Annotated in this window: 17 protein-coding genes; 3 read left to right on the top strand and 14 right to left on the bottom strand. The window is 49.1% G+C overall.

Annotated elements, in window-relative coordinates:
• Window positions 1-81 precede the first annotated feature (81 nt).
• The gene (locus tag C7120_RS13060) at window positions 82-2,214 is read left to right on the top strand and encodes a TonB-dependent receptor (RefSeq protein WP_233247125.1); all 2,133 of its coding nucleotides are present in this window, start codon (window positions 82-84) and stop codon (window positions 2,212-2,214) included.
• 112 nt (window positions 2,215-2,326) lie between these two features.
• Window positions 2,327-3,328, top strand: a complete 1,002-nt coding sequence (locus C7120_RS13055) for a hypothetical protein (protein ID WP_233247124.1) — start codon at window positions 2,327-2,329, stop codon at window positions 3,326-3,328.
• Between the two features lie 393 nt (window positions 3,329-3,721).
• Here C7120_RS13055 and C7120_RS13050 read toward each other — a convergent pair whose 3' ends face one another.
• The 10 genes from C7120_RS13050 to C7120_RS13000 all read right to left on the bottom strand — a co-directional run bounded on the left by C7120_RS13050 (window position 3,722) and on the right by C7120_RS13000 (window position 17,885).
• A complete protein-coding gene (locus C7120_RS13050) occupies window positions 3,722-4,699 on the bottom strand; it encodes a hypothetical protein (RefSeq protein WP_107622077.1) in 978 nt (325 codons plus the stop codon).
• Between the two features lie 21 nt (window positions 4,700-4,720).
• Entirely contained in the window at window positions 4,721-6,067 is a 1,347-nt protein-coding gene (locus tag C7120_RS13045; RefSeq protein ID WP_107622076.1) for a BT_3987 domain-containing protein, read from the bottom strand.
• 34 nt (window positions 6,068-6,101) lie between these two features.
• A complete protein-coding gene (locus C7120_RS13040; protein WP_107622075.1) occupies window positions 6,102-7,247 on the bottom strand; it encodes a DUF1735 and LamG domain-containing protein in 1,146 nt (381 codons plus the stop codon).
• A 6-nt stretch (window positions 7,248-7,253) separates the two neighbouring features.
• A complete protein-coding gene (locus C7120_RS13035; protein WP_107622074.1) occupies window positions 7,254-8,297 on the bottom strand; it encodes a glycoside hydrolase family 18 in 1,044 nt (347 codons plus the stop codon).
• Window positions 8,298-8,320: 23 nt separating this feature from the next.
• Window positions 8,321-9,895, bottom strand: a complete 1,575-nt coding sequence (locus C7120_RS13030) for a RagB/SusD family nutrient uptake outer membrane protein (protein ID WP_107622218.1) — start codon at window positions 9,893-9,895, stop codon at window positions 8,321-8,323.
• 11 nt (window positions 9,896-9,906) lie between these two features.
• Window positions 9,907-13,173: a SusC/RagA family TonB-linked outer membrane protein gene (locus tag C7120_RS13025; RefSeq protein WP_369916889.1), complete on the bottom strand. Its 3,267-nt coding sequence runs from the start codon at window positions 13,171-13,173 to the stop codon at window positions 9,907-9,909.
• 164 nt (window positions 13,174-13,337) lie between these two features.
• A complete protein-coding gene (locus C7120_RS13020) occupies window positions 13,338-14,342 on the bottom strand; it encodes a FecR family protein (protein ID WP_107622073.1) in 1,005 nt (334 codons plus the stop codon).
• A 116-nt stretch (window positions 14,343-14,458) separates the two neighbouring features.
• The gene (locus tag C7120_RS13015) at window positions 14,459-15,031 is read right to left on the bottom strand and encodes an RNA polymerase sigma-70 factor (RefSeq protein ID WP_233247122.1); all 573 of its coding nucleotides are present in this window, start codon (window positions 15,029-15,031) and stop codon (window positions 14,459-14,461) included.
• 321 nt (window positions 15,032-15,352) lie between these two features.
• A complete protein-coding gene (locus tag C7120_RS13010) occupies window positions 15,353-16,264 on the bottom strand; it encodes a helix-hairpin-helix domain-containing protein (protein WP_107622071.1) in 912 nt (303 codons plus the stop codon).
• 262 nt (window positions 16,265-16,526) lie between these two features.
• Entirely contained in the window at window positions 16,527-17,885 is a 1,359-nt protein-coding gene (locus C7120_RS13000; RefSeq protein WP_107622069.1) for a sodium-dependent transporter, read from the bottom strand.
• A gap of 75 nt (window positions 17,886-17,960) precedes the next feature.
• On the opposite strand from C7120_RS13000, the gene C7120_RS12995 reads away from it, so the two are divergent.
• Window positions 17,961-18,353 carry a VanZ family protein gene (locus tag C7120_RS12995; RefSeq protein WP_107622068.1) on the top strand — a complete coding sequence of 131 codons (393 nt, stop codon included), beginning with the start codon at window positions 17,961-17,963 and terminating at the stop codon, window positions 18,351-18,353.
• Here the strand turns inward: C7120_RS12995 and C7120_RS12990 are convergent.
• From C7120_RS12990 to C7120_RS12980, 4 genes are read right to left on the bottom strand one after another with little or no spacing between them, the layout of a single operon-like run.
• Window positions 18,313-18,819: a CYTH domain-containing protein gene (locus C7120_RS12990; protein ID WP_107622067.1), complete on the bottom strand. Its 507-nt coding sequence runs from the start codon at window positions 18,817-18,819 to the stop codon at window positions 18,313-18,315. The two genes, C7120_RS12995 and C7120_RS12990, sit on opposite strands and share 41 nt — an antisense overlap.
• The gene (locus tag C7120_RS14080; protein WP_199220716.1) at window positions 18,819-18,959 is read right to left on the bottom strand and encodes a hypothetical protein; all 141 of its coding nucleotides are present in this window, start codon (window positions 18,957-18,959) and stop codon (window positions 18,819-18,821) included. Before C7120_RS14080 ends, C7120_RS12990 begins: the two co-directional genes overlap by 1 nt.
• 29 nt (window positions 18,960-18,988) lie before the next feature.
• Window positions 18,989-20,113, bottom strand: a complete 1,125-nt coding sequence (gene prfB, locus C7120_RS12985) for a peptide chain release factor 2 (protein WP_107622066.1) — start codon at window positions 20,111-20,113, stop codon at window positions 18,989-18,991.
• Window positions 20,113-21,921: a long-chain fatty acid--CoA ligase gene (locus C7120_RS12980; RefSeq protein ID WP_107622065.1), complete on the bottom strand. Its 1,809-nt coding sequence runs from the start codon at window positions 21,919-21,921 to the stop codon at window positions 20,113-20,115. Before C7120_RS12980 ends, prfB begins: the two co-directional genes overlap by 1 nt.
• Window positions 21,922-21,955 lie beyond the last annotated feature (34 nt).

Below are 21,955 nucleotides of genomic sequence, written 5' to 3'. Positions count from 1 at the left end.
GTCCTCTCCACCTTATTATATTATGGCTGCCCGGGGCCGGAATCCTTTGGAGCAAGCCACATCATCATCATTCATTGAGACATGAAGCTACAGAAATATTGCATCATCATGCTTCTGACACTGACATCAACACTATTGTCAGTCCCTGTGCCGACTTCAGCGCAAAGCCGGGAAGGGCAGCAGGAGAAAAAGAAAAATATCATCATCAAAGACTCTGTCAATCTCAACGAAGTGCTCGTGCAAGCACGGCGCACAGGCGTAAGTGCCAACAGCGTAAGCGCACAGATCGACAACGCCACCATCCACCGCTGTCTGGGCAAGTCTCTGGCCTCGATGCTTGAGAATGTGAGCGGAGTAAGTTCCATACAGACGGGCACCATCATTGCCAAACCCGTGATTCAGGGCATGTATGGCAACCGCATCCTGACCATCAACCAAGGCGCGCGGCTCACCGGACAACAGTGGGGAGCCGACCATGCGCCCGAGGTAGACCAGAACAGCTCGTCGACCATCGAGGTGGTAAAAGGCGCGGAGTCTGTGAAATACGGCGCCGAAGCCTTGGGGGGGATCATCGTTATGGAACAGAGGGAGCTGCCCTTCGGACAGGACCACATCGGCGGTTCGCTCACCTCGCTTTACGGAACCAACGGCAAGCGCTATTCCCTCTCGGGCAACATCGAAGGCACCCTGCCCTTCTGCAGGGACATCGCATGGCGACTGCAAGGCACCCACAGCAATGGAGGCGACCGCAAGACGGCCCGTTATCTACTCAATAATACCGGTATGCGGGAACATGATTTCTCCCTGAATGCCGGCTATCGACACGGCCGACTGACCATGGAAGCCTACTACAGCCTGTTCGACCAGAAGCTGGGCATCATGCCGAGCGCACAGATGGGCAGTGAGGATGTCCTGAAGAAGCGCATCGAACTGGGCCGCCCCATAGAGACCGACCCTTTCAGCCGCCATATCGATTATCCGAATCAGCACATCACGCACCACACGGCCACCGCAAAGGCGGCATATAACCTTGGCAGATGGGGACGGATGACCTACCAGCTGACCTACCAAAACGACAAGCGCACCGAGAACCGCATCCGCCGCATGAACCACTCCAACATTCCGGCCGTGAGCCTGCACCTCAGCTCCCTGCAGAACAGCCTGAAATGGAAGACTGCTTACGGGGCATGGAGCACGGAGGCGGGAGCCGACTTTGCCTACACGGAAAACCACAGTCAGGCCGGTACGGGCGTGGTGCCCGTGATTCCAAACTATACGGAAAGCACTTTTGGGATATATACTATACAGAAGTACAGCCACGACCGATGGGGATCGGAGCTTGGCATCAGGTTTGACGGACAGCGCACCAAGGCCGCAGGATACGACTGGACCGGCAACTTCTATGGCGGGCAACGCTCGTTCAGCAACCTTACTTATAGTCTCGGAGGCCGTTATCAGGCCACACGGCATCTGTCCATAGTCTCTAATTTCGGCTTGGCTTGGCGGGCACCTCATGTATACGAGCTCTACAGCAACGGCAACGAGCTGGGTTCGGGTATGTTCACCATAGGCGACTCCACCATGAACTCCGAACGCAGCTACAAATGGATTACCTCCCTAAGATACAGGTCGCAGCGATTTGAAGCCACGCTCGACGCGTTTCTGCAATGGATAGACAACTACATCTACGATGAGCCTACCCACGAAACCACGGTCGTCATATCAGGAGCCTATCCCACCTTCCGCTACAAGCAGACGCGGGCCCTCTTCCGGGGCATTGACGCCGACCTGCACATAAAGCCCACCGACTGGCTTGAATACCACTGCCTCGCCGCCCTCATCTGGGCCAACGAGCGCACCACCGGCAACTATCTGCCCTACATCCCGTCGGCACGGGTGAGCAACGAGCTTACCTGGAAACCTGAAGGCTCCGGCAAGCATGAGCCCTGGATTACGCTCAAGCACCGATTCACGGCCAAACAAAACCGATTCAATCCTGCCACCGACCTCATCAGCTATACGCCACCGGCCTATCATCTCTTCGGTCTCGAGGCCGGCATCAGCTTTCCCCTCAAAGGGCGGCAGAAGCTCTCTGCCATGGTGGCGGCCGACAACCTGCTGAACAAGGAATACAAGGAATACACCAACCGGGCACGATACTACGCCCACGACATGGGGCGCGACATACGCCTCAACCTCAACTGGACATTCTGACCCCCTCTTTCAAGAAACAACAATCAACTCAAAACATTCAGGAAACAACAGTAATCAAAACGAAAAAGAATAAAACAACCCTTTAAAATTATCAGAAATGAAAACAAAGACAATGAAGACAAAGCTACTTACGCTTCTCTGCGGAGCCCTGCTTACATTAGGCTTTACAGCATGTAGCGACGACCCCAAAAAGCCGGAAAACGAAATAGGAAACAAACTGCACGAGGATCCTGCCAAGGTGGAACTTATTCTCGTAGACTGCCACCTGCATGTCCAATGGAACGATGTGCAGGAACACGGAGGTCCTCACCAGAACCCCGACACCGAGGCCAAGCACATCAAGACCGTGCAGAAGATTATCTGGCAGCTGAACCCTGCCACCAAGCAGTGGGAGTTCGGCAGCGAGGGGCAAAAGAAATTCTATGTTCAGAAAGCGCCATGGTACGACGGCAGGCCCGCGCCCGTCTATCTGCTTTTCATCAAATACTATAATGCGGCAGGCAAGGAAATCACCGACCAGTTCCAGAGCGAGGACCAGCGCAAGATTCACCAGCACTTCTTCATGGCGGAGGATGTCAAGACCCTGCCGGGTGGAAAGACGGAGGCAGACGACCAGGAAACCGACAAACTCTTCGACTACCTATACTGCGACACAGACCCATGGAACAAAACCACCAAAGAAGATGCCAGACTTATTGGCAAAAAAAGTCCTACCGGATTCAAGGGCGTGCTGCGCTTCCTAAAGACCCGCAAGGCATTCGACATGCACATCAAGCTCTACCACGGCTACAAGTCAAAGTTCATTAACGGAGACAAGACCTGTCCCTATTATAAGCCCGATAACCGCCTGTATCAGAGCGGCACATTCGATATCGACTATAAGATACCCTTCGTGATCTACATGGATAGGGACGATACCGAGAAAGTGGATCCGAATATAAATGGAGACACCGACCTGAGCAAGCTCTCGGAGGAGGATCTTGACGATAATAGCAATGAGGTGATAAACAATCTGGCGGAGGCTTTCAACCTTGACTGGTATGAGGCCTTGAAGGAATATGTGAACTTCGTCTACAAGAAAAAGGCCCACTCAAACGAGGGCTACTGGCTGTAAAAGCCAAAAAGACCATCAAGGCCGCTCACATTATCCTCCCCGCCTTTCAGCGGGGAGGATTTTTCATCCCCATACCCTATGCGCCTTGAAGAAGAGAAAGCCGACGGCAACACCCGCCTTGCTCACAAGCAATCTTCCCGACTGCAACCTCTCCGAATCACGAGAGGCATGTATGCGGAAGTTACAAGCAGCATGTAACCCTATTACACGCTGTTTGTAACCCTATTACACACGGCTTGTAACTTTCCTGTCAGCGGCCTCCTTGCTTTCAGAATGCCATCCGTGAAAAGCCCATTCACCCGTTTCCCGTCAACGAGCAGGCACGAAAAAAGGGGCAGCCTCTCTGCGAGACCACCCCTTGAGAATATTTCAAGTTAAAACTTGACTTGCAAATTAATTGCGTTCCGCTACAATAAAATATCCTGTATGGAGATAGTTGTCCTGAAGCTTCGACATGATACCCCATACAACACCACCCTCGCGCTTGAGGATTTCGATGTCCACATCATCATAGGTAGTCTCTGGTTCCTGCCAGCCGAACTTAAGCTTGAGGTTTCCATCGGTCTTCTTACCCACGGAGAGGTCGCCCGTGAAATACGCCAAACAGTAGTAATAGTCATAATAATTCCATCCGGCACACCTCTTCCCGTCTACTTCCGAGATCGTGCAAGGACCATATCCGTCCCAGTTCTTCTTATCATCCCAAGTGATGATCTTGGTTGTAGACTTCATGATTTCGGCTTTTTCTTCATCCGTGAAAGGAATATCTGTTACAGAAATCTTAACCGTGATAGACTGAGTAAGTCCCATCATATCCGTTATGACAATCTCAGTAGCTCCTTCAGACAGGCCTTCAACCGTGATGACACCATCGTCAGAAATACTCTTCACCTTGGCTACCTCTGGGGCTTTGCTCTCCCATTTATAGCCTCCGTTTCCACCCGTTATTGTTACCTTGGCCGTCCCAGAGGTGTGGCCAAGCTTCATAGTTACGGCAACATCGGTCTTATCCAGTTCGATCTTGAAGTACATGGATTTCACCAACACGCGCTTATAGTTGCCTGCGGCATCTGAAATCACGAGTCCGGTGATACCTTTCTTCTTGCTGGTTACCGTAACGGCGTTTCCGTTTACCTTTCCCGATACGATCGTAGTATCCTCATTGATCACCTTATAGTCGCCTCCACCATCTTTAATGGTAAGGGTGGCGGTCTCTCCTACGGGCACCTTGATGGTATCCGTATCAAAGGTCAAGGTGCTTTTTTTCATAGGAGCCTGCTCGAGTGGCTTATCCTCGTCGCTACTACATGCAGTAAAACCAAATGCAAGCGCAATCGACGCCAATGCCAAAAATAAATATCTTGTTTTCATTTTCTTCTTTTGATAATCAGTTTACCAATCTTTCTCATAAATACCCTCTTGCGTAACATTCTCGCCGAAAAAGGCCTGAGATACTCTGTTGATAGCGCCCATAGGGGTTCGGTTGGGGGCTAATGCGAAGAACATCGTACCTCCATAACCCTTTTCCTTAATATTCTGATAAACAGTCGTAGACGACGCATAGCCACGCGCGCACTCGACAGATCCCAAGATCATGCCCGTTTTAGGCATGCCCGGATAGTTGGCGCTCAGATCATAAGTACCTCCATAATCATGAATTCCATAATCTATAGGCTGTATATTCTCTGTCAGGGAACAAGTTTGCGTACCGCTATACACATAAGCTTCAACCAACTTGCCCGGCATCTGCTTCTTGCACTCATAGGCAAGGCGAGGGAAGTTATTATAAGCTACGAAACCCGGATAGTTGCCCGGTTTGGAATATTCGTCGTCGAAGAATACGCCGTCAAGACCATAAGCCTCGCAAACAGCCTTAAGTTCGGCAGCGAACGCCTTGCACCCCTCATTATTGAGATTGGTAACAGCAGCGCGGTCGTGGTTGCCGAGAATGCCGAGAATCACCTTCATTCCCTTCTGCTGAAGAGGCTCAAGGTATTTTTCCTTGTACTTCAGGCACTGGGTAATATTCTCGTTATTATAATTATACACCTCCTGGGTCTCTGGATTATAGTTGATATTTCCAGAAAAGAGAATTACCTGGTCAAAGAAATACTTGCCGCTGTTCTCAAGTGTAAAGCATAAATTATACAACGGGTTGGCATCGTTGATTTCCATACAGCTGATCACTTGCAGCCCGTTTTCCTTATGGCAGTTAGGCATCTTGGTGATGTCGCGTACGAAAAGCACGAACTCTCCCTTGTCTTTAGAGGTCTGTGCGTCGGCACCTGTAACTTTCAAGGGAATAGCGTAGATACCGTTTTTCTCAAGGTTGTCGGCAGATGTATAGCTCACTGCTACAGCCGAAGACTTCGTCTCGCCGACAGCAATGGTCGCATTCCCTCCTATCCTAACGAGGTTTTCCGGAAGCGGCTCAAAGCTTGTGCCGTGAGACATGTTATAGTTATTCAGTGCCGTAGCATCGTAAGCGATGGTATAGGTCTGTGCTTTTGCAGGCGCATCGGTAACATTCACATAAAAGTCTGTAGACCCTTTCTCATTGAATATCAGCGAGTCTTGATTGCTGAGACCGTATTTATCCGTAAGGAAGGCCAGACTGCTGCCCGCCTTCTGATATTGGTCTTCGCTCACCCCTGCAACATCAATAGAATCTGAGCAAGAGACCATAGAGCCAAATGCCAGCAGGGAAAACGCCAATGTCTTAATATTATTCAAGTTCATAGTTCTTCTTGTTTTCTTTTTGTGCATTCAAAAATTAATTTGCCGCAGGTAATGAAACTTTCTTCCAAGTGAGCTGAGCACGCCTGGCAGTAAGATTATTGCCATTTCCAGAGTAATCTTTCACTATATAAGTGGACTGATCATCAAACTTCCAGTAAGCGACAAGTCCCGGATTTGCAGGATCGACGGTATAGATATGATTGGCAATCTCGTCCGCCGTGCGTACTACATCCCAGACACGAGCCTCTGAAATACAACCATTCAAATCGCGCCCGTCCTCATAAGACTTCCCTATAAGGAAATTACGATCAAATCCATTACCGAGAATACTGATACTGCATGAGAACGAGGTCTCTGCCATCAGATGGCCATTGACATAAACCTTCATCTCTCGAGTGTCGCTATCGTAGGTAAGAGCCACATGCTGCCACCTGTTGGTCTGCAGCTGGAGCTTGGCATCGGTAAAGTTGCCGTTTGAGGTAGCAATCTGAATCTGGTTGTCCGGCACGCCGGCATCACCGATACGCATGAGGAATCTTCCCTCAATACCCATCACGGTCGAAATGAGCTGTCCAAACTCACGGGGATAAATGAGTGCCTCCATGGTGATCTTCTGCATGCCGGATACACGGCTGGCATTCTTCCAAGGATATATCTCAAGATAGTTATCCTGGATATCGGCAACAACATTGATGAGTGCTCCAGCTTTGAATACATAATAATAATTCTTGGCAGAGGCAAGCAGATCTATGTCGGCTGTCTGAACTGTTACGGGAAGCACATAGACAACGCTGCGGTCAAGTCCCCCAAGCGCCTTGAAGCTAAAGGAGGCTTCAGTACTTTTCACACTACCCGCGTCGATGACCATTTCACTCTTAACCATTTCGTAACAATCATCCGGAAGCAATTGAGCCTTAGCATAATAGGCCATATTGTAAGTACTCAGGAGAGCTTTGTCGATAACGGCTTTCGCATGGATTGCCTTTTCCGCCGGACGAGATGTCGCAATGGAGAGAGACTTGGCGATGACGCCAGCCTCACCCTTGATGATCGTTTCTGAAGACATCGAGGGAGCATCAATAAATGCCTTGTTGTCGAAATTTTCTTCCTTGTCGCTCTGGCAAGCTCCCAGCAGGAACATTACGGCCAGAAACGGCAGATATTTAAATACTTTCTTCATTTCACTTTACTTTTTAACGGTTGGATTGACAATAGAGATTGCCTTACGGACAACGGGATAAACGAAATTAGCATGGTAATAATCATTGCCGATATTATCCAAGGCTAATCCCGCCATCTTATAGGAAGAGTGTTCTGAAGCGACAAACCTCGCCGCCCCAAGAGCAGCATAAGTATTTCCCCAATAGCCTGTCTTCGTATCAGTATTATCCAAAGAATAGAGAGATACGAGAGGAATCAGCTTAGCCGTTGGAACACCCTCCACCAAAGCCTTATTCATGTTATAAGTAACACCTCCTGCGTTGGTAGCGTCCATACAGGGAATAATAATGTAACTGGCAAGTTCGAGTACACTCTGATCCTCGACATTCTGAGGTTTGCCTGCCAGCACGAGCATCTTATCAGCATGACGGTTTTTCCAATCCTTGGCAATACCGAGAAAATCGTTTTCAAGAGCGATGGCCTCGCTCTTTTCCTCTTCATACATATAAATCTTGGTCTTGGCAGAGAAGGTCATCACAATACCGTCATAGCCAAACTGCTCACAAAGGGCAAGACGAGCCTGAACCGTATCTACAAGATAGGTATTGAAGTCGGGAGTGAAAGCCTTGCCCTTATTCTCTGCATTCTCTTCAAATGCCTGCTTCGCTGCGTCATAAGCATTCTTAATGGTGAAATAACTAATCTCATAAAGGGTCTTCGTGCCCTTGTCTTCCTTGATCTTGGCAATCTCAGAAAGCTCACGAGCATTCAAGTTTATAGGACTTGACAATACAAGATAGTCCAGACTATCAGGAATGGCAATAATGCTCTGCCCTTGCGAAGCAGGATTCTTAGCACTATTGTCAAACCAAGCAAATATCGCCTTATGATCTCTTGCCTTATAACCTTTCAGGTTAGCAAGGTAAGTGGTATAGAGTTCTGTATTCTGTTTCTCGATACCTGGTTCATTGATATCTACAGATTCAATATCCGTATCACAGCTCGCCATGAAAAAGACAGCAGCAAGACAGAACATTGAATATGCTATATTCTTAATTATATGTTTCATTTTATATACTTTTTAATCTTTATCTACTTTGCCAGCCACACATCGGTTGCCATGTTGTCTGGGCCACCAAGCAATGTGAGGGCCGCGTTGTAGTTAGTTAGGTTATTGATGCGTTCTTCCTGTGGATAGTAGAGACGGCGAGCACCACGCTCCGTACTTACGACACCACCGCTATTATTCACTACGACAGGCATCAACTTAGGATAGCCCGTGCGGCGGTATTCGGTCCAAGCCTCCTGCCCCAATGGGAAGTTTGCTAACCACTTCTGGGTGATGATACGTTCAAGGTTAGTATCCATGGACGCGTTATCATCCCATGCTATGGTTATAGAGGAAACGGTACCAGTATAGGAGTTCTGACCAACAGGGTCGGTATAGACCGCAGGCGTGCTTGTATTATCTGCCAAATAGTTCTCCACACCGTTTGCCCCCCACTGTCCGAAAGAGAGACGAATGCCTTGTTCATAGAATTCCTTAGGGCTACCACCCATACTCCAACCACGCAAAGCTCCCTCGGCACGAAGAAATGCCACTTCTGCCGCATTCATCCAAAGGAGCTTGGAATCAGTAGCCACTTTATAGTTTGAATACATATTGGAAATCTCCTGACCTGGGATATTAATGCCCGTACGAAGACCATGGAAACCATTGACAGCACTCGCAAAAGTTGATTGCGTGAACATCGCCGAACGACGAGGATCCTTATAACCATTCATATAACTTATGATATCAGCACCAACACGAGAATCTCCGTGGTTATTTTCTACTCCGTTATACTCATGCATAACAACATAGAAGGGATTGGTACTGGATACTGACAGTTCTGCATTGTCGTCATTGCTAGTCATCACACCCACCGCTTGGCTTACGGCTTCTTCCGCCATCTGCTTAGCCTTAGCTGGGGCAGCCTTGGCGATGTGGATGGCCAAACGAAGCTTCAGCGAATTGGCAAACTTGATCCATTTCTCCACCTTGCCACCATATACACGATCGGCTTTCGGGCTGAAATCGTTGGTACGATTGGCAGTCAAGTTTGTAATCGCACTATCAAGCTGGGCGAACATGAGATTATAGACCTCCTCCTGCGAATCATAAGGAGCCGTAATCTTGCCGTCGGCACCTACCTTAGAATAAGGAATAGGGCCATAAGCATCAGTTACACGATGAATACCAGTAACCTTTACAATCTGGGCAACAGAACGAGGAACCACATCCTCTGTTACATTATTCACCTCATTGCTATAGATGAAGAGCTTGGGGACGAAATCATTGAAGAGAACACGATCCCAACCATTCTCTGGACTGTACTGAGCAAAGTTCTTGCCTGAGAATCCTGGATTGGAGTCAGAGATATAGCCTCCGTAGGAACCTCCACAAAGACACTCCGTGAACTGATTGGCATTCACATCAGTAGGAATCACCCAACTTTCGAGATTAATGAGAGCGGAGCTCAAGCTATAAGCATCACGCTGCATCTCTTCCTTAGTAACAGCATAAGGATCCTGGTTATACTCCTCATAGCTGTTAGTACAACCTGTAGAAGTAGACAAAAGTACTCCCGACAGGCTTACCAATAAAATATTTTTAATCTGTTTCATTGCTTCACACATTAGAATTTGAGTTTGATATTGAAACCAAGGTTTCTGGTGCTTGGCGTCATGAACTTGTCTATGCCCTGATAGTAATTACCTGTTGTAGCCGTCGTCTCAGGATCGAAAGGAGCCTTACAGTAGAACATCAACAGGTTACGGCCGACGAGAGACACGCTGAGATCTCCAAGTCCAAAGAACATGTTTTTCTTGAAGGTGTAGCCCAGGCTTGCTTCCTGTAGACGCACATTGGTAGCGCTGTATGTATAATACTGTGGGATTCCATCGCTACCACCAATGGTCGTATACCATGTTTCCGGATTCACATAGTTCTGTCCACCGTTCACAGAAATCCATCCTTTGTCGCGGGCAGCAGCCGTAGCTTCCGATACGCCGTAATAGTCAAGATTGGCCTGAGTAGCAGAATAAACGATGCCCCCGAAACGAGCTGAGATCATAAAGCCAAGATTCAATCCTTTCCAAGAGAAGTCATTACGCCATGCCATATTGCTCTTGGGGAAAATAGAACCCAGTTTGACATCCTCCACATTAGAGTTCTTGTAAACCTTACCGTTTGAGTCTACATAAACCTTACCGTTACTGTCGCGCTGGATGTCGGCGAGTGAATAGAGATCGCCTAGGGTGCCACCCTTCTTCAATATGAAGTGGGCAGAGCCCAGACCTCCCTCGTCGAGCTTGTCTACCGTAATCAGAGTTCCTGTCTCCGGATGCACATAGCTCGTAACAAGTTCGTTGATCTTATTGCGGTTCATGCTGAGCGTATAATTGGTGGACCATGAGAAATCGCCCCATGTATTGTTGTAACCTACAGCCAACTCTATACCACGGTTACTTACATCACCCGTCTGGATATACATCTTGCTGTAGCCGGAAGATGCCGATATCTTCGGATCGAAAGTCTGGTTATAGGTCTTGGTCGTATAATAGGTAAAGTCCACATTGAAGTGCTTGAACAGGCGCGCCTGCAGACCGAACTCCCATGAGTCCGTGCGCTCCGGCTTCAAGTTATACATGGGATAAGTTGTTTGACTGCTCCATTGCTTCTTGTTCTCATCCCAAGTGTACTTTGGGTTCGCATACCAACGAGGGAATGAAAGGCCCACCGACGCGAATGAAGCACGAACCTTCAAATAGTCTATCTGTTTAGGAAGGGCAAAAGTCTCGGAAATAATCCAAGAGCCACCGACTGAAGGATAGAAGAACGACGACTTGTTAGAGTGGGGACCCGCCAACATGGAAGGCCAGTCGTTACGACCTGTCAATGTGAGGTAGAACTGGCTTGCCCAGCCCAGCTCAACACTGGCAAAGAGAGACTTTGTCTGGTCGTGGAAACCCGACTGCTCCGGCATGAGACGGGCACGGTTTATCTGTGCCACGGTGAATACATTCGGAATAAGGTTCTCGTCCAACGGACCTCTGTTGCCCAGCAGATTCTGCTTCATGTCAGAAAGAGATACGCCGACATTGGCAACCAACGAGAGCCTGTCCTCGAGGAAACGCTTGTTCACATTAGCCATCACATCGCCATAGGTTTGCTTGTTGTCAGACTTCTGAATGTTATACATACCGTTGTTGCTACCCGTAAGGGTCATATTGGTCGTGGCATAGAACTTTTCCTCATAGGTGTTGGTAGAATTATCAATACGAATACGTGCGGCGAGGCTCAGCCAGTCAGTAAACTTGTAAGACAAGCCCGCATTCATCATATAGCGATACTTTCTATTGGTACGAGGCGTGCGATAATTGATCCAATATGGATTCTGCCCAACTAACTCACTAATCAGACCATTCCAATTCTGGGTATAGATCTTGCGAGTAGTGTCGTAGTGCTCAAACATGGCCATATCCTGATAGTCGTTCCCACGCGGATAGAGATAGGCCGTTACCAACGGGTTGTTGTAAACACCTTGGTTCGTCATGTTACGGTCGTTCTGTATGATGTAGCTTGCACCAACATCAAGAGTCATACGATCGTTCAACAGACTTGTGGTATTGCGCACCGTGAAATTGTAACGGTTATATTTGTTGTTTGGAACAATTCCAGCCGACTTCAAGGCACTTGCCGAGAAAAATGTCTGGTTCTTCTCCGTACCCGTAGACATGGTGAAAGCTTCCGTTGTCATGATACCCGTCTTGAAATAGTCCTTTATCGGGTCATACCCCATATAGTTGCTTTCGTTGAGCAGCTTTCCCCAGCTGTAAGACTCGGCGCCGCTGTCGCGAAGACCCGAACCCGTACCATACTTGTTCTGGAATTTTGGTGTGCGAAAGACTGTGGAAAACTCCGTATTCTGAGACACGGTAAACTGCGTACGCCCAACGCTACCCTTCTTGGTGGTAATAACAATGGCGCCATTAGATGCTTTCTCACCATAAAGAGCGGCTGCGGCAGCACCCGTCAAGACAGACATCGACTCGATATCCTCAGAGTTCAGGTCGGCAATACCCTCCGATGTACCGGAAGAGCCGAACTCTGTAGAGCCTTCGCCGCCCGTATTCAACATAGGAATACCATCGATGACATACAATACATTGCTTGACTGCATGATTGAACGGGTACCACGCATCACCACCTTTGATGCACCACCGGCACCGGAAGAAGAAGCATTGATGTTGACACCGGCCACCTTACCATTCAAAGAATTAATAAAGTTGGCATCTTTGTTTATTGAAAGCTCATCGCCCGCAACCTGCTGTACATTATAAGACAGCGCCTTCTGCTCACGCTTGATGCCCAGGGCGGTAACGACAACCTCATTCAACTCCTTGGAATCCTCCAGAAGAGTCTGGTCGAGCTGACTGCTGTTCGCACGAGCTTCCTTAGTCGTAAAGCCAATATAAGAAAACTCGAGCACATCGCCACGATCGGCATTGATGCTATAGTTTCCATCGATATCGGTAACCGCGGCATTGCTTGTTCCTTTCACCTTCACGGTAACGCCAATCAAAGGATTGCCATTGGTGTCCAGCACCCGTCCTTTCACCGTTTGCTTCTGGCCCGGTTTCCGGGTCTGCTGAGACTCAGACTTGGTAATAATGATATGACGGCCAGAGATGGAATACTCCAAGCCCGTACCACTCAGTATCGTGCCGAGCAGCACGCTGAGTTTCTCTGATTTTGAGTTCACCTTCACCTGCTTCGCAAGGTTTAGGGTGTTTTGCCCGTAATCTACGGACATGTTAGTTTGTTTCTCGATAGCGCTGATAAGCTGACGGACAGTGGTAGTTGTCTTATCCAGATTCACCATCTGATTCTGTCCCATCATGCTGACAGACATCGAAAGAAATAAAACCAAAAGAAAGGTAATTCTTTTCACTTTTATTGCTTTAAGGTAATTAATAATGTTTGTTTTCATAACATTTGTATGAGAATAAAGTTAGTTGAGTTCACTAATAGTTTAGGTTTGATTGTCAAAAATGCTGTAGTGTTTTATTGAGAGTCCTCCTTTCTACTCTTGAAGAGCTTTATTGTTTGACCATTTTTATGATATTTCAAATTCTTTTTCAGTCGGACAAGAACCTCGAGCACATCGTCGATGGTTTCCTTGGCTGTGAAGTTCATGGTGAACTTCTGGTCAAGGTCTATAGAAGAATCGATCATAAAGTCCACCTCATAGCGACTACCCAGATCGTTGAGGATCCTGCGCAGGGTCTGGTCCTTGAATACCATGTTTCCGAGCATCCAGTAATTGAAATCCCTGACCCTTACAACATGTTTCGCCATGCGACCCTCATTGCGACTGTAGACGATCTGCTCGTTGGGCTTCATCGTCTCGCTGTAGTTGTCGTCATACAGCTTCACGCTCCCTTCTTCAAGAGTCGTCGTTATAAGGTCTTCATCGGAATAAGCCTTGACATTAAACTGGGTGCCGAGCACCTGGATATTCAACTTCCCCGAGTGCACGACAAAGGGCCGCTTGGTATCTTTGGCCACCTCGAAGTGGGCCTCGCCTAAGAGGAACACATCACGCTGGCCGCCATGGGTATTGAACACGGAAGGATACAGGATCGTAGTTTTCGAATTTACGATTACCTTCGTGCCATCGGAAAGCATCAGTGAGTCTATCTTTCCCTCCGGGACATAGAACTCCACCAACTGCTTGCGCTCGTAATACTTTCCTGAATACACCCACGCCGCGACGGCCCCTATTATCGGAAGCGCCAATACGGCAGCCCAACGAAAGGCCTTGACAAAGCGACTTCTGCGATGCAAACCCCATTCATACTCATGGCGATTCTCGCGGAATGTGCGCAAGGCACCCGCCACATCAACCTCTTCGGGCGCCAAACCATCCCATATCTGCTTCATCACCGCGGCTTTCTCATCCTTCTGCGATTCGCTCAGAAGCCACCGCTTAATGCGCTCGGAATAGCTCTTTGGCGTTATTCCGTCAAAGTAATCCCTGATGATATGGGTAAGATCTGTTAGGTTCATAAATGGTTTAAGATTATACTATAAAGACACAATTGCGAACCTCTGCACGCAACCAAGAAGAGTTAAGATAAGTTAAAGGTAGTTTTTGGAACTTCGGCGACAACCTACAGGGCACTTCATTTCATCATGGCAAGTAATGCCAGCAGCGACATGAAGGGCATTACTTTCCTGAGATCGCGTAGCGCAAGCGAAATATGAGATTCCACCGTGCGCTTGCTGATGCCGAGTTTCTCGGCAATCTCGGCATTTGAGAGTCCTTCGATACGGCTCATGGAGAAGACCACGCGTCGCTGAGACGGCATCTTGTCGATTTCCTGTTCGATGATTGCCTCCAGCTCCTTATAATATAAGGTGTCTCCCGCAGACTCCTCTTCGACCATCTGCAAGGTGTCCTCTAAATGCACCGACTCGTAGCGGAGCGATTTCCTGAGAAAATTCAGGCCGGCATTTCGCACCATCATGAACACATAGCCGTCGAGATTATCTACATCCACGAGGTTCTCGCGATTGATCCAGAGTTGCATGAAAATATCCTGCACGATGTTCTCCGCATCGCACTCACTGCCACAAAGACGGGTCGCAAAGTCCTTCATCTTCGCATACAGCTGCTCGAAAATCATGTCGAAAGCCTCCTCATTCCCCTGGCTCAGCGCCGACAGAATAATTTTATCGGAAATGCTCACATCCATCACACACTCGGTATCATCCCCCTGTCTAAAATTAAGTTAGCGTCTAAATCTGTGCAAAAATACGAATTTTATCAGTTCCGACAAATTTTTACCATCAATTTTTTGCAAGATTACAAGAACGACGACGATCCTTTCCATCACCGGCAGCCGACACACATCAAGGTCCGCGCAGCTTCTCCTTACCCTTCCGGGAACTTACAGAAAAGTAAAACAGCCTGTTTCAGTCACTAAAATAGCCTGTTTTAGTCAGTAAAACAGGCTATTTTACTCTCCAGAAGGTCGCTGCCCGCATCCGCTCAGGCAATAAGGAGCCACCGAAATTCAGAACTCTACATAGGGACGAAGCCTCTCAATGGCTTCTTGGGGAAAGTCCTTCAGCAGCCGCAAATCGTCCAGACTGCGCAAAGAACCTTTCAGCCGTCGGTAGTCGCAGATTTCCCGGGCTTGATAGAAATTGATGTAAGGATGTCGTTTCAACTGGTTCAAGGTAAGTGTGTTGAGGTTTATCTTCCTGATGTTTTCGGCGTCGAGGATCATATATTTTATCGATTCCATCGGGAAATCGTCAATCTCGGAAAGCTGGTCAAGACTATAGAAGCCACCCAGCCGATTCCTGTAGCTCACCACCTGACGGGCAAAATAGCTCCCAATGCCCGGCACCTTCTTCAGTTGCGAGGTGTCGGCACGGTTCAAGAGGATACGCTCAGTGGGCATAAGCTTCTCTTGATATCGGACAGAATCTCGATGAAATGGAGATTTTTTATTCTTTTCCGCATAAACTTCCGCCGCGGGAAGATAATCGGAAGAAATCTTGATGTAAGGCTCCAACTCCCTATATTGCTTCACCGTAAGCCCGTAAAGGCGGGCAAAATCGGTCTTCTTGCGGAAGATTCCCCCCTTGGCCCGATAGTGGTAAATAGCACGCACTTGCCAAGACTGCAGTCCGAGGCGAAGAAGCCGGGTGCTGTCGGCGGTATTCGGGTCGAAAGAGAATCGTTCCACCTTCCGCTCCTGGTCGGCATAATAATATTGTGTCCCCTGTTTCCGGGGGATTTCTCTCGATGAAATGGGCGTTTTCCGCAGATTCAGGCTATCTTCAGATACAAGATCGGTTTTGTCATTCAGTCGTCCGATGCCATAGATCATCAAGAACGCAAAGATACCCACGGCCAACAACACAAGCAATGCCGACCGGTCTGACTTTGAGAAATAGAAGAATTCCTTGAACCTCATGGTTACACTATTTTAGATGTCGGCCTCCCGAAAAGCCGAAGATTTGCGTATGCCCCGACCGATAAAACAGAGACAATATCCGGCAACATGCAGGCAAGCATTTCAATCCACGCACCCTTCCGATGCGCCGTATGCAGCTCTTCATAGAAGAAGGCGGTGCCGACTTCACGCGTCGAAATCGCAGAAGTAAGCACAGCCGGTACCGGCGTTACACCTATCTTTGTTTGAAGACTGCCCCGCTCGACTGCCATCTCTCACACATTTAAATCACCTCGAGCTGATGAAGGAAAATCGCCAGAATCGCCACAGGGCATACATACCGCACCAGAAAGAGATAGGCGCCAAAGCATCTGCCGGACAAGGTGTTCCAGTTCGTAAACTCCTCATGCAGCAACTTCTTCGGCACATACCAACCTACGAAGACGCAGGTGAGGAATCCTCCCAAGGGAAGGAATATCTGTCCGGTTACAAAATCGAAGAGATCAAACAGAGGAAGCCCGGCTACCTCCAGCTCCTTTACCGCCCCGAGCGACAACGAGCAGAATGCACCGATGATGCAGGTGGCGACCGTAACGATAACGGCTCCTCTCTTTCGGGAGATGTGCAACTCCTCATAGAAAAACGCCGTACTCACCTCATGGAGCGATACCAGAGAGGTCAGGGCCGCCAGAGAGAGCAGCGCATAGAACATCAGAGCCACGAGCCACCCTATGAAAGGAGCGCTCGAAAAGGCCTGATTAAACACATTCGGCAGGGTAATGAACACCAGAGAAGGGCCGCTGTCGGGATTCGCGCCGACGGAGAAGGCCGACGGAAAGATAATCAGACCTGCCATAATGGCAATCAAGGTGTCGATTAACGATACTTGGACTGCCGATTTCAACAGGTTGGTCTGGCGGCTAAAGTAGGACGCATAGGTGCAGATACAGCCCATGGCAATGCTCAGAGAATAGAACGACTGGCCCAAAGCACCCAGGAAAACGCCGCTGTCTACCTTCGAGAAGTCGGGCAGAAGGAAAAATTCCATGCCTTTCCAGCCATTTGGAAGCAGACAAGACGCTATCACGATAATTATCAGCAAGACAGACAAAGCGGGCATCATCGCCTTGGAGAAGCGTTCTATGCCCTTACGGACACCATGAACAATGACGAAATGGGTTGTCAGCAGGATGACAATCGTCCAGAATACCGGACGAATGGGATTCTGAGAGAACTCCTGGAAATAACGGGTTACATAGGTGGCGTCGCCCTGCAACTCGCCTGAAAGCGACGCATAGACATACTGAAGACACCATCCTGATACCACGGCATAGTATCCCGTAATCAGAAAACCTGTGAGAACGCCCAAAAAACCAACATATTTCCACGCGCTTCCGTTTCCAACCTCCGAATAAGCCCGGAATGTATTGGATGCTCCATGGCGCCCGATTATAAACTCAGACAACATACACGGGACACCCAGCAACAGCACGCAACCCAGATAAATCACCATGAAGGCCGCGCCGCCATTTTCTCCCGCCATATAAGGAAACCGCCAGACATTTCCCAGTCCGACAGCACCTCCGGCAGTAGCAAGTATCATTCCGACTTTACTTCCAAAAATATTTCGTTTCTCAGACATACTAACAAGATTCAATTCAGTTTGTTGCAAAAGTATAAAAAAATATTTATCTTTGCACCAAAACTGAAAGTAAAAATGTCTCACCTGCACCATTTACTCATCAAATATCCTTTTTCGTGCCTGATGATCGTGGTCATCTGGATACTTTGCCTTATCCCTATGCCCGAAAATCCGCTAAGCCATGTCAGACTGGTGGACAAATGGACACATTTAATCATGTACGGTGGACTATGCGTTGTGATATGGGCAGAACACCTCAAGACCCACCATCATGTCGACCGAAAGAAGATATGGCTGCCCGCTTTGCTTGCCCCCATCCTCATGGGAGGCCTCGTTGAAATCGTTCAGGCCACTTGCACGAACGGCGCCAGAAGCGGAGAATGGATCGACTTTCTGGCAGATGTGATCGGAGTAGCCCTCGGACAGGCTATCGGTATTCTTCTGGCAAGGTGTTTTTCCAAAGGATGAAAGGATATCGAAGCAGCGAGGAATTGTAGAACCTGCGGTCACCCGTAACTTCCTGACCGATGAAATCGGGCTTTTTAAACGCTTCCGCCTCGTCTTTCAGCTCCACTTCGGCCATCACGAGGCCCTCGTTGTCGCCATAGAACTCATCCACCTCAAAAGTGTGGGTGCCGTCTTCGCTTTTCACCAGATAGCGACGCTTGTCTATTCTGCCACCCTTGCACAGCCTCATGAGATGCTCCGCCTCATCCTGCGAGATCTCTTTCTCAAACTCATAGCGGCTCAAGCCCCCATCCCTGCTATGCTCCTTGATGGTAAGATAAGCCTTGTCGTCGCGAACGCGGACCCTTACCGTAGCGCCATCGGCAGGAATATATCCTTGCTGGATATGACTGCTTGAAAAGGCGGCGCGTTTAAACGCGTCGCCTTTCTTAACAAGGAACTTGCGTTCCGTCTCCATTCCGCTCATCACATAAATGCCATTGCATAAACCAAGAGGCAAAGTGCAAATACAACCAGAAGGCCACCTATCCACATAATCACCTTTCTGGCTTGTTTCTCCTGCCTTGCCTCACGCTGAGCGCGACGGATTTTACTTCTTTCACTCATTGTCGTATTATTTTTAAATTTTCAGTTGCCTAACCTTCATCATCATTCGTCGGGAACTCCATCAGATAGGCCTTGATAAAGTCGTCGATCTTGCCGTCCATAACCCCGTCTACATCCGAGGTCTGGAAATTCGTGCGATGGTCTTTCACCCGACGGTCGTCGAAGACATAGCTGCGAATCTGGCTGCCCCATTCAATCTTCTTCTTGCCGGCCTCTATCTTGGCTTTTTCGGCCAAGCGCTTCTGCATCGCCCGGTCATAGAGCTGACTTTTCAGGAGCAGCATGGCCTTGGCCTTGTTCTTGGGCTGGTCTCGCGTCTCCGTATTCTCTATCAGGATTTCCTCTTCCTCGCCGGTATCAGGATCCTGATACATGTAGCGGAGACGGACCCCCGACTCCACCTTATTCACATTCTGTCCGCCCGCACCACTGGAGCGGAAGGTATCCCAGCTGACACGAGCCGGGTCTACATACACCTCAATGGTCTCGTCGACGAGGGGGGAGACGAACACGCTCGCAAAGGAGGTCATCCGCTTGCCCTGCGCATTATAGGGGGAAACACGCACCAGACGGTGCACTCCGTTCTCGCTCTTCAAGTATCCATAAGCATATTCGCCGCCTTCAAAGGTCATGGTAACGCTCTTGATGCCGGCCTCATCACCTTCCTGGATGTCCGTTATCTTCACGGAATAGCCGTGGCTCTCCCCCCAACGCTGATACATACGCATCAACATCTGGGCCCAGTCCTGGCTCTCCGTGCCGCCAGCACCCGAATTAATCTTCAATACAGCATCCATCGGGTCTTCCTGCTGGCGCAACATATTCCTCAATTCCAGATCTTCTATAGCCTTGATAGCTTTCCCATAGTCGGCATCCACCTCCTCTTCCGACACCATATCTTCCTTATAGAAATCAAATGCCAGCTGCAGTTCGTCAGCATACTGACGGACATTTTTATATCCCACGAGCCACTTCTCAATCCCTTTCACTTTCTTCATCTGCTCCTGGGCGCGGACGGGATCCTCCCAAAAGTCGGGGGCCTGGGTGCGAAGCTGCTCCTCTTCGAATTCCACTTTCTTCCGGTCGATATCCAGATAGCGGTTCAACGCCTCGGCGCGTTCCAGCACATCTTTCAACTGATCACTTGTTATCATTATTCTTCATACATCTTATCGATCACCTCCTTGTAGTTCTTGTAGATGACCGTGCGTTTCAATTTCAGCGTATTCGTAAGTTCCCCCGTCTCCATGGCAAAGTGATGCGGCAACAGGCTGATACGCTTGATCTGCTCATAGGGAGCCAATGACTGCTGCAGAGTCTGTATCCGGTCCATCAGCATGTCCTGGATCTTCTTGCTTGCGCAGAGGTCTTCACGATCCTTAAACCCTATGCCCTCATTCCTGGCGTACTCCTCGAGCAGACGGAACTCAGGCACGATGAGGGCGGAAACGAACTTATGCTCGTCGGCAATGACTGCCACCTGGTCGATATACTTGTCTACGAGTAGCATCGACTCTACCATCTGCGGAGCGATATACTTGCCGTTCGAGGTCTTGAAAAGGTCCTTGATACGCTCCGTGAGGAACAATTCGCCATCCCTCATATAGCCCGCATCGCCCGTATGGAAGAATCCTTCGGCATCAAAAGCTGTCTTATTGATATCATCGTGCTGGTAGTAGCCTCTCGTAATCGTTGGTCCTTTGAGCAAAATCTCGTCGTTCTCGCCGATTTTAATCTGTATTCCTTCGATTGGCCGGCCGACGGAACCAATGGTGTAAGTCTCGCCCTTATGGTCGCAAGACACGGTCGCAAGACTCTCGGTAAGGCCGTAGCCCACTATCATATTGATGCCGATAGAGTGGACGAACTCTTCTACCTCCGGCGAAACAGCCGCTCCGGCCGTAGGGAAAATATTTGGATTGTCAAGCCCCAGTTGCTTGCGCACCAGACTGAGGATAGACCTATTGATGACCTTATATTCCAATGCCAGGCCCAAGGGGGGGCGCTTGCCGTTGGCAAGATACTCGATATTGTGTTTGCGACCCACCTCAAGGGCATGCTTGAACATCTTCTGCTGGAAGCCGCTGGCATGGTCGATCCGGTCCTTCACGGCCACATACACCTTCTCCCAGAATCGGGGAACCGATGACATGCTCGTGGGATGGGTCTCCCGCATGCTCTGCTGGATTTCCTTTGGATAGGTATTGATGATGAGCTGGCTGCCCACGGTCAATGCCAAATAGGACCATCCACGCTCGAAGATATGCGCGAACGGCAGGAAATTGATAACCCTATCCTTGTCCGTAACGGCCACGCACTTGTGGTTTGCCTCCATCGCGGCGTGATACTGCCCGTAGGTGAGCACGACACCCTTGCTCTCCCCCGTCGTCCCGCTCGTATAGATGATGTTGCAGATGTCGTCCATGGAAGCCTCTCTCCAGCGTGCCTCCAGTTCTGTTTGCCGCGGAAGCCCCTCTCCGAGACGGATAAAATCCTCGAAATAAAGGGCGTTAGGGTCGTGCGTACTGATGCGGACGCTGCTGTCGAAGATGATGATGCGCTCCAGCGTGTGGCACAATGGGAAGATGCGGTGGGCCTTGTTATACTGCTCCTGCTCGCCCACGAAGAGGAAGCGCACCCGTGCGTCGTTGATCATATACTGTATCTGCTGTTCGCTGCAGGTGGCATAGAAAGGGATAGAGACGGCGCGAATGCCATAGGCTCCAAAATCCGTATAGAGATAATGGACGCAGTTCTGAGAGAACACCGCTATGTTTTCCTGCGGCTTAATGCCCAGATTGAGCATGGCGTTGCTCACCTGCATGACTCTCAGGGAGAACTGCTTCCATGAAACATCCTTCCACTTGAGACTCCCGAAACTGCGAAATGTAAGAGCTGAACGGCTTCCATACTTCTTGGCCTGCTCATGAATCAGCACCGAGAGATGACTATTCGTCTGCATAAATTCTGTTATTTTAGTTTATTGCAAAGATAAA

It is taken from the genome of Prevotella sp. oral taxon 376 (genome assembly GCF_003043945.1).
Lineage (GTDB): Bacteria > Bacteroidota > Bacteroidia > Bacteroidales > Bacteroidaceae > Prevotella.
This window is presented reverse-complemented; position numbering and strand designations above follow the sequence as displayed.

Coding starts and splice junctions, on each gene's coding strand:
- C7120_RS13050 (WP_107622077.1), bottom strand. CDS start 4,699: ATGAAAACAAGATATTTATTTTTGGCATTGGCGTCGATTGCGCTTGCA.
- prfB (WP_107622066.1), bottom strand. CDS start 20,113: ATGATAACAAGTGATCAGTTGAAAGATGTGCTGGAACGCGCCGAGGCG.
- C7120_RS12995 (WP_107622068.1), top strand. CDS start 17,961: ATGTCTCACCTGCACCATTTACTCATCAAATATCCTTTTTCGTGCCTG.
- C7120_RS13025 (WP_369916889.1), bottom strand. CDS start 13,173: ATGATGGGACAGAATCAGATGGTGAATCTGGATAAGACAACTACCACT.
- C7120_RS13045 (WP_107622076.1), bottom strand. CDS start 6,067: ATGAACTTGAATAATATTAAGACATTGGCGTTTTCCCTGCTGGCATTT.
- C7120_RS13010 (WP_107622071.1), bottom strand. CDS start 16,264: ATGAGGTTCAAGGAATTCTTCTATTTCTCAAAGTCAGACCGGTCGGCA.
- C7120_RS13035 (WP_107622074.1), bottom strand. CDS start 8,297: ATGAAACATATAATTAAGAATATAGCATATTCAATGTTCTGTCTTGCT.
- C7120_RS12990 (WP_107622067.1), bottom strand. CDS start 18,819: ATGAGCGGAATGGAGACGGAACGCAAGTTCCTTGTTAAGAAAGGCGAC.
- C7120_RS12980 (WP_107622065.1), bottom strand. CDS start 21,921: ATGCAGACGAATAGTCATCTCTCGGTGCTGATTCATGAGCAGGCCAAG.
- C7120_RS13000 (WP_107622069.1), bottom strand. CDS start 17,885: ATGTCTGAGAAACGAAATATTTTTGGAAGTAAAGTCGGAATGATACTT.
- C7120_RS13030 (WP_107622218.1), bottom strand. CDS start 9,895: ATGAAACAGATTAAAAATATTTTATTGGTAAGCCTGTCGGGAGTACTT.
- C7120_RS13060 (WP_233247125.1), top strand. CDS start 82: ATGAAGCTACAGAAATATTGCATCATCATGCTTCTGACACTGACATCA.
- C7120_RS14080 (WP_199220716.1), bottom strand. CDS start 18,959: ATGAGTGAAAGAAGTAAAATCCGTCGCGCTCAGCGTGAGGCAAGGCAG.
- C7120_RS13040 (WP_107622075.1), bottom strand. CDS start 7,247: ATGAAGAAAGTATTTAAATATCTGCCGTTTCTGGCCGTAATGTTCCTG.
- C7120_RS13055 (WP_233247124.1), top strand. CDS start 2,327: ATGAAGACAAAGCTACTTACGCTTCTCTGCGGAGCCCTGCTTACATTA.
- C7120_RS13020 (WP_107622073.1), bottom strand. CDS start 14,342: ATGAACCTAACAGATCTTACCCATATCATCAGGGATTACTTTGACGGA.
- C7120_RS13015 (WP_233247122.1), bottom strand. CDS start 15,031: ATGGATGTGAGCATTTCCGATAAAATTATTCTGTCGGCGCTGAGCCAG.